General features: G+C 70.1%; 8 protein-coding genes. 4 read left to right on the top strand and 4 right to left on the bottom strand.

Features of this window, described 5'->3' with window-relative positions; all coding sequences use genetic code 11:
- Positions 1-848, bottom strand: an 848-nt coding sequence (locus tag Q0C81_RS11015) for a glycosyltransferase family 9 protein (protein ID WP_291837489.1), incomplete at its 3' end; no start/stop codon positions are given.
- Between the two features lie 117 nt (positions 849-965).
- On the opposite strand from Q0C81_RS11015, the gene Q0C81_RS11010 reads away from it, so the two are divergent.
- A complete protein-coding gene (locus Q0C81_RS11010) occupies positions 966-1,514 on the top strand; it encodes a hypothetical protein (protein WP_291837486.1) in 549 nt (182 codons plus the stop codon).
- 211 nt (positions 1,515-1,725) lie between these two features.
- Here Q0C81_RS11010 and Q0C81_RS11005 read toward each other — a convergent pair whose 3' ends face one another.
- Positions 1,726-2,055 carry a hypothetical protein gene (locus tag Q0C81_RS11005; protein WP_291837483.1) on the bottom strand — a complete coding sequence of 110 codons (330 nt, stop codon included), beginning with the start codon at positions 2,053-2,055 and terminating at the stop codon, positions 1,726-1,728.
- Between the two features lie 159 nt (positions 2,056-2,214).
- Between Q0C81_RS11005 and Q0C81_RS11000 the strand changes: the two genes are divergently transcribed.
- Together Q0C81_RS11000 and Q0C81_RS10995 are read left to right on the top strand one after the other, a co-directional pair.
- Positions 2,215-3,021, top strand: a complete 807-nt coding sequence (locus tag Q0C81_RS11000; RefSeq protein ID WP_291837481.1) for a folate-binding protein YgfZ — start codon at positions 2,215-2,217, stop codon at positions 3,019-3,021.
- Between the two features lie 74 nt (positions 3,022-3,095).
- Complete coding sequence (locus tag Q0C81_RS10995) at positions 3,096-4,286, top strand: acetyl-CoA C-acyltransferase (protein ID WP_291837479.1); 1,191 nt, start codon at positions 3,096-3,098, stop codon at positions 4,284-4,286.
- A 139-nt stretch (positions 4,287-4,425) separates the two neighbouring features.
- On the opposite strand, the gene Q0C81_RS10990 is transcribed toward Q0C81_RS10995, so the two are convergent.
- Positions 4,426-4,896, bottom strand: a complete 471-nt coding sequence (locus Q0C81_RS10990; RefSeq protein WP_291837476.1) for an SRPBCC domain-containing protein — start codon at positions 4,894-4,896, stop codon at positions 4,426-4,428.
- 14 nt (positions 4,897-4,910) lie between these two features.
- Positions 4,911-5,258, bottom strand: a complete 348-nt coding sequence (locus Q0C81_RS10985) for a metalloregulator ArsR/SmtB family transcription factor (RefSeq protein WP_291837473.1) — start codon at positions 5,256-5,258, stop codon at positions 4,911-4,913.
- Positions 5,259-5,367: 109 nt separating this feature from the next.
- Between Q0C81_RS10985 and Q0C81_RS10980 the strand changes: the two genes are divergently transcribed.
- A complete protein-coding gene (locus tag Q0C81_RS10980; RefSeq protein ID WP_291837471.1) occupies positions 5,368-6,351 on the top strand; it encodes an alpha/beta hydrolase in 984 nt (327 codons plus the stop codon).
- Positions 6,352-6,362 lie beyond the last annotated feature (11 nt).

The raw sequence follows: 6,362 nt of genomic DNA, 5'->3' as shown, positions 1-6,362 counted from the left end.
CGGAACTCCTCCACCGAGCGGGGGCCGCGCACGACCACCCCGGTCCAGGGCCCGCGCACCGTCTCGTCTGAGGGGCCGTAGGCCGCCACCACCGGCGCGCCGGCGGCGACCGCCAGCTGGGTCCAGACCGAGTCGCCGCCCAGATAGAGCTTCGCCCGTTCCAGCACCGCCAGGGCCTGCACCATCGACAGCTTGCCCGGCAGTTCGCTGGTGCGGTTGCGCGGCATGGCCAGGCGGATGGTGTGGCCCGCGTCCTTGTCCTTCTCGTCGCCGAGCACGACCACCCGGCCGCCGGCCAGCGGCCCGTCGTTGGTCAGGGTGGCGGCGAGGGTCGCATAGCGTTCGGGCGGCCATTCGCGGCCGACCCAGTCGGCGCCCGGCGCGATGACCAGCAGGGGCGCGCCATCCTGGGGCAGGAGGGGCTCGATGGAGGCGCGGGTGGCGCCCGAGACGAACAGCCGGGGAGCCGGGATCTCATCCAGTTGCAGCACGCGGGCGGCCAGTTCGACCTTGTGCACGCCCGCCTCGTCCTTGCCGCGCACGGCCCGCTTCTGGCGGCTGAGCTTGCCCGAGAAGGTGGTGCCGCGCATGTCGACGATCAGGCCCCATTTGATCGCGCGGACCTGGTTCCACAGGCCCAGCCAGTCGAGGCGGCCCTCCTTCTCCAGCACGATCAGCTTGTCGAGGCGCGGGGTGTCGGCGAACAGGGGCGCGCTCTGCGGCGAACCTACAATGGTGAAGCTGGCCTGCGGCATGGCGTCGACCAGATACGCGAGCACGCCCGAGGACATCACTGCGTCGTCTGCGCCGGCCTCGGCGAGGTAGAGAATGGGGAAACGGCCCGCCATGCGCTGGTTGTACAGGGATTCTCGTCACGTCAGCGGGACATGACGCCCCGGTGCAAGCAAGCTGTGGACGGACGGACTTCAGTTGACCCGGTCCCGTCTTTCTGGCGTCGCTCCGCGATGAGCCTGCCCCTCCTCCCCGACCGCGAATGCGGCGGCTGCGTCGAATGCTGCCGCGTCATTCCGCTGGACCTGCCCGAACTGGCCAAGCCCACGGGCGAGCTGTGTGGCTATTGCGTCGACGGTTCGGGCTGCGCCGTGCATGCGATCCGGCCGCAGACCTGCCGGATCTGGTTCTGCCTGTGGCGCGTGATCGAACTGGGCGACGACTGGCGGCCCGACCGCAGCGGCGTGATCGTCCGTCCCGACGGGATCGATGAGGGGGTGATCACCCTGTACGTCCTGCGCCGCAGCGACTTCCTGGCGTCCGAGGGATTGTTCGTGGTGGTCGCCGGCTGGCTGGCCGAGGGGATCGAGGTGGCGCTGAGCGTGCCGGGGCCTGTCGGCTTCTTCCCCGCGCGGGCGGTGGTGACGGAGTGGCTGAGGCCCGCGGTCGAGGCGGGCGATCCGGCGGGGTTCGTGGAGCGGGTGGTCAGGTCTCTGGACCGACTGGAACAGCACCAGTGGGAGCCGGACGGAGTGACGGCGCGGTATGCGGTGGGGAGCTGACGGGCCGCCCATCCACGGTCAAGACGCGCCCATCCAGATCTTTCGTGACCACCGGCAAAGGCGATTGCATCGCGTCCGCCGCCTTGGCGTCCCGCTCGATGCGCCAGGCCGTGAACGCAAAAAGGGACAGGAGGCAGGCCGCAAAGATGATGAAGAATAGGCGTTCGCGGAACGTCATGGGTCGTTTGATCGGCGTCATCTGGAGCGGTTCCTAGTGATAGCCCAGCGTCGCGAACTGCTGCTTGAGCAGGAAGTAGCTGCCGAACGCCGCCACGGCGACGACTGTCATCAGGATCCATCCGACCGTCGTGAGCTTGCGTTCCTCGGCGTTGCGGTAGGGCACGCGGTCGCCGACCAGCAGGAAGAACAGGCCGAAGATCAGCAGCAGCGGCGCCAGGACGAACAGCTTGATGTCGTAGTGGACCTCCGGCGCCTGCGCGCGAGCCGCCTCGAGCGGCGTCACGATGCCCCACCAGGAGGCGGCCAGTCCGAGGGCCAGAGTCACGAGCCCCCCGAGGCGGTGCAGAAGGTCCCTGATCATCATCCGGCTCCACCTGTGACGCGATCAGCCTGGCACGCGGCGTCGGCGTGACCATAGCGCATCAGGGCCGAAGCGTCGTGTCATGCAGCGACTTTGCACTGCCGTTCTTGCTACGTCGCATGGCTGTCGGAGCGACGCCCGCCGCCCTATGTAGGACCCATGACCACGCGCATCGCCCGCCTGCCCTCCCGCGCCCTGATCCGGATCGGCGGGCCCGACGCCAAGCCCTTCCTGCACAATCTGCTGACGCAGGACGTGGAGACGATCGGCGAGGGCGAGCTGAGGTTCGGCGCCCTGCTGTCGCCGCCGGGGCGGCTGCTGTTCGACCTGTTCATTTTCGGCGAGCCCGACGGCGTGCTGCTGGACGTGGCGGCCGAGCGGCGGGACGCCCTGATCCAGCGGCTGTCGATGTACAGGCTGCGCGCCGCCGTGACCGTCGAGGCGGACGACCGCGCGGTGTTCGTCGGCTGGGCCGGCGTGGTCGAGGGTTTCGCGGTCGATCCGCGCGAGCCGGCGCTGGGCGGGCGGCGCTATGGCGGCGCGCTGGACACCAACGCCGTGGAGGATGACTGGCAGGCGCACCGGCTGACCGTGGGCGTGCCCGATCCGAGCGCGGACGCGCCGTCGGACAAGACCTATCCGATCGAGGCCGATTTCGACCTGCTGAACGGCATCGATTTTCAGAAGGGCTGTTTCATCGGCCAGGAGACGACCTCGCGCATGAAGCGCCGGGGGGCGATCCGCAACCGCATGCTGCCGCTGGAATTCGACGGCCCGCCGCCGCCGTTCGGAGCCGAGGTGCTGAACGGAGAGCTGCGCGCCGGCGAGGTGCTGAGCGGGCGCGACGGCGTCGCCATGGCCCTGGTGCGGCTGGACCGGCTGGAGGGCGAGCTTACAGTAGAGGGGCGTCCGGTGCGGGTGCGACGTCCCGATTGGCTGCCGGCCCCATTGCCTGCGGCCGAGTGATTGTGCACTGCAGCGCGAAGGCTTGCGTCGAACCTGAAAAGGGACGATCTAGCCGCCGTAGGTTTTTTTAGAGGATGCTCTCGATGTCCGATCCCGTCGTCATCTGTTCCTTCGCCCGCACGCCCATGGGCGGCTTCCAGGGCGCCCTGACCGGCGTCAAGGCCACCGAACTGGGCGCCGTCGCGGTCAAGGCCGCGGTCGAACGCGCGGGCGTCGCGCCCGAGAAGGTCGAGCAGATCTACATGGGCTGCGTCCTGCCCGCCGGCCTGGGTCAGGCCCCGGCCCGCCAGGCCGCCATCGGCGCGGGCCTGGGCCAGCACGTCGAGGCGACGACGGTGAACAAGATGTGCGGCTCGGGCCTGCAGGCCGTGATGATGGCCGCGGATTCGATCAAGGCCGGTTCGGCCGACATCATCGTGGCGGGCGGCATGGAGTCGATGACCGGCGCCCCGTACCTGATGAACAAGCACCGCGGCGGCGCGCGTATCGGCCACGACGTCATCGTCGACTCGATGATGATGGACGGTCTGGAAGACGCCTATCAGCCGGGCAAGCCGATGGGCTCGTTCGCCCAGGACACCGCCAATGCGTACCAGTTCACCCGCGAGGACCAGGACGCCTACGCCATCGAGAGCCTGAGCCGCGCCAACGCGGCCGTCACCGGCGGCGCCTTCGCCGGCGAAGTGGTTCCGGTCGAGGTCCAGTCGCGCAAGGGACCGGTCACGGTCAGCGAGGACGAACAGCCCGCCAAGGCCGATCCGTCCAAGATCCCCAATCTGAAGCCCGCCTTCGCCAAGGACGGCACCATCACCGCCGCCTCCTCGGCCTCGATCTCGGACGGCGCCGCCGCCCTGGTCGTGACGCGCGAGAGCGTGGCGCGGGCGCTGGGCATGCCGGTGCTGGCCCGCATCGTCGGGCACTCGGCCCACGCCCAGGAGCCTGCCCTGTTCACCACCGCCCCGGTCCCGGCGATCCGCAAGACCCTGGCCAAGGCCGGCTGGTCGGTCGAGGACGTCGACCTGTGGGAGGTCAACGAGGCCTTCGCCGTGGTGCCGATGATCGCCATGCGCGAGCTGGGCATTTCTCACGCCAAGCTGAATGTGAACGGCGGCGCGACGGCCCTGGGCCACCCCATCGGCGCCTCTGGCGCCCGGGTGCTGGCCACCCTGCTGGCGGCGCTTCAGGCGCGCGGCGGGACGAAGGGCGTGGCGAGCCTGTGCATCGGCGGCGGTGAAGCCGTGGCGATGGCGGTGGAGCTGGCGTAACTTGAGACTCTCCCTCCCCTTCTGGGGAGGGTGGGCCGCGAAGCGGGACGGGTGGGGAGCGGCGCCCCGCCCTTACGAACCCCACCCTGTCGTCGCTGCGCGCCGACATCCCTCCCCACGAAGGGGGAGGGAGACGCTCTTACGCCGCCGCTTCGAACATCCCGTCCAGGCGCGCGTAGCCGGCTTCCATGCCGTCCGTCATGCCCGACATCTTGGCGCCGTCGCGGGCTTCCTGCGACGCATAGAGGATGTGGGTGCGCAGGATCGTCCCGTCGCCGTCGTCATGCAGGGACTGGGTGACCAGGGTCTCGCCGCCGGTCCAGTCCTCGTCGAACTTTTCGGTCGCGACCATGCGGTCGTCCGGCACGATCTCCTTGAAGGTGCTGGTCAGGCCCATGCGGCCGTCGCCGCGCGCCCATTCGAAGCGCATCTCGCCGCCGACGCGCAGGTCGATCGTGCAGACCGGCATCGTCCAGCCGTCGGGGCCCAGCAGCCATTTGCGCACCAGGTCGGGCTCGGTCAGGGCGCGCCACACCTGCGGGCGGGCGGCGGCGAATCGGCGCTCGATCAGGATTTCGCGGTCGCCGGGGGTCATCAGCTTCAGGGTCATCGGGGCAGCCTCCATCAGTCGCCAGTCGCGCCGGTCGTTTTGAGTTCCTCGAGCACCGCGTCGAGCGCCGCATAGCGGCTCTCGAACAGGGTGCGCAGTTCGATCAGGAAGTCGTTGGCGATCACGAGAGCCTCCGGCTCCAGCTTGCGGGGACGGCGCTGGGCGTCCTGTCCGGTCGAGATCAGCCCCGCCCGTTCCAGCACCTTGAGATGTTTCGAGATGGCCGGCTGGCTCATGTCGAAGGGCGCAGCCAGTTCGCTGACCGAGGCCTCGCCCTTGGCCAGCCGGCGCAGGATGGCGCGGCGGGTCGGGTCGGCCAGGGCGGCGAAGGTCTCGTCCAGCTTCAGGGCGGCAGCGGCCATGTTCATAACCTCAATGTTGTATAACTTTATGGTTATATTCAGAGGCGGAGTCAAGCGGCTTGTCGGCGCGGGCGGCGGCGGCCTAGCCTGAGCCTCAGGAGACCGCCCCATGATCACCACCCGCAGAGGCGCGCTGGGCCTGGCCGCAGCCGCCGCGACGCCCCTTCCCGCCCAGGCGATGATACCGGTGTCTCAGACTATGGTCGCACCGCCGGACCCGACCGAGACGATCCGCCTGTGGCCAGGTGCGGCGCCCGGCGGCGCGCGGGTGACCGTGACGCCGGTGGTGACCGAGCGCTCGACCGATCCCGCCTTCCACGACCGCTTCGCCCGCTACACGACCGAGCCGATCCTGATGGTCCTGCGGCCCGCCCGGCCGAATGGGGCGAGCCTGCTGCTGATCCCCGGCGGCGGCTACAGATGGGCCGTCGTCGACAAGGAGGGGTTGGACTGCGCGCGGGTGTTCGCGGCGGCGGGCATCACCTGTTTCGTGCTGCGTTACCGCCTGCCCGGCGACGGCTGGACGGCGGGTCCGGACGCGCCGCTGCAGGACGCCCAGCGGGCGCTGCGGCTGGTGCGGGCGCGCGCGGCGGCGGACGGACTGGACCCGGCGCGGGTGGCGGTGCTGGGCGCCTCGGCGGGCGGACACCTGGCCGGGATGCTGACAGCGCGGACGGATCAGACCTATGCGGCGGTCGACGAGGCGGACGCCGTGTCGATGCGGCCTGACCTGTCGATCCTGCTCTATCCGGTGGCGACCATGGCCCCGCCCTTCGCCCACGCCGGGTCGCGCCGGGAGATGCTGGGCGAGACGCCGTCGGCGGAGGCCGTCGCCCGCTATTCATTGGAGCGGATGGACTGGCGCGGGCGGCCGCCGGTCTTCCTGCTGCACGCGATGGATGACGAGGCGGTGCCGGTGGAGAACAGCCTGCAGCTGCTGACGGCGCTGAAGGCCGCGGGCGTGAAGGCGGAGGCGCACCTGTTCGAGGAGGGCGGCCACGGTTTCGGGATCCGCCTGATCGAAGGCAAGCCGGCGGCGATCTGGCCGGAGCTGGTGCTGAGGTGGGCGCAGAGGCGGGGGTGGGTAAGCTAGGATTCTCCCTC

Source organism: Brevundimonas sp. (assembly GCF_023259385.1).
Lineage (GTDB): Bacteria > Pseudomonadota > Alphaproteobacteria > Caulobacterales > Caulobacteraceae > Brevundimonas.
Note: the sequence above shows the minus strand (reverse complement) of the source record. Positions and strands in the feature narration are given on the sequence as shown.

Excerpts from the sequence above, each read along its gene's own strand:
- Q0C81_RS11010 (WP_291837486.1), top strand. The coding sequence starts at position 966 with ATGAGCCTGCCCCTCCTCCCCGACCGCGAATGCGGCGGCTGCGTCGAA.
- Q0C81_RS11005 (WP_291837483.1), bottom strand. The coding sequence starts at position 2,055 with ATGATCAGGGACCTTCTGCACCGCCTCGGGGGGCTCGTGACTCTGGCC.
- Q0C81_RS11000 (WP_291837481.1), top strand. The coding sequence starts at position 2,215 with ATGACCACGCGCATCGCCCGCCTGCCCTCCCGCGCCCTGATCCGGATC.
- Q0C81_RS10995 (WP_291837479.1), top strand. The coding sequence starts at position 3,096 with ATGCTCTCGATGTCCGATCCCGTCGTCATCTGTTCCTTCGCCCGCACG.
- Q0C81_RS10990 (WP_291837476.1), bottom strand. The coding sequence starts at position 4,896 with ATGACCCTGAAGCTGATGACCCCCGGCGACCGCGAAATCCTGATCGAG.
- Q0C81_RS10985 (WP_291837473.1), bottom strand. The coding sequence starts at position 5,258 with ATGGCCGCTGCCGCCCTGAAGCTGGACGAGACCTTCGCCGCCCTGGCC.
- Q0C81_RS10980 (WP_291837471.1), top strand. The coding sequence starts at position 5,368 with ATGATCACCACCCGCAGAGGCGCGCTGGGCCTGGCCGCAGCCGCCGCG.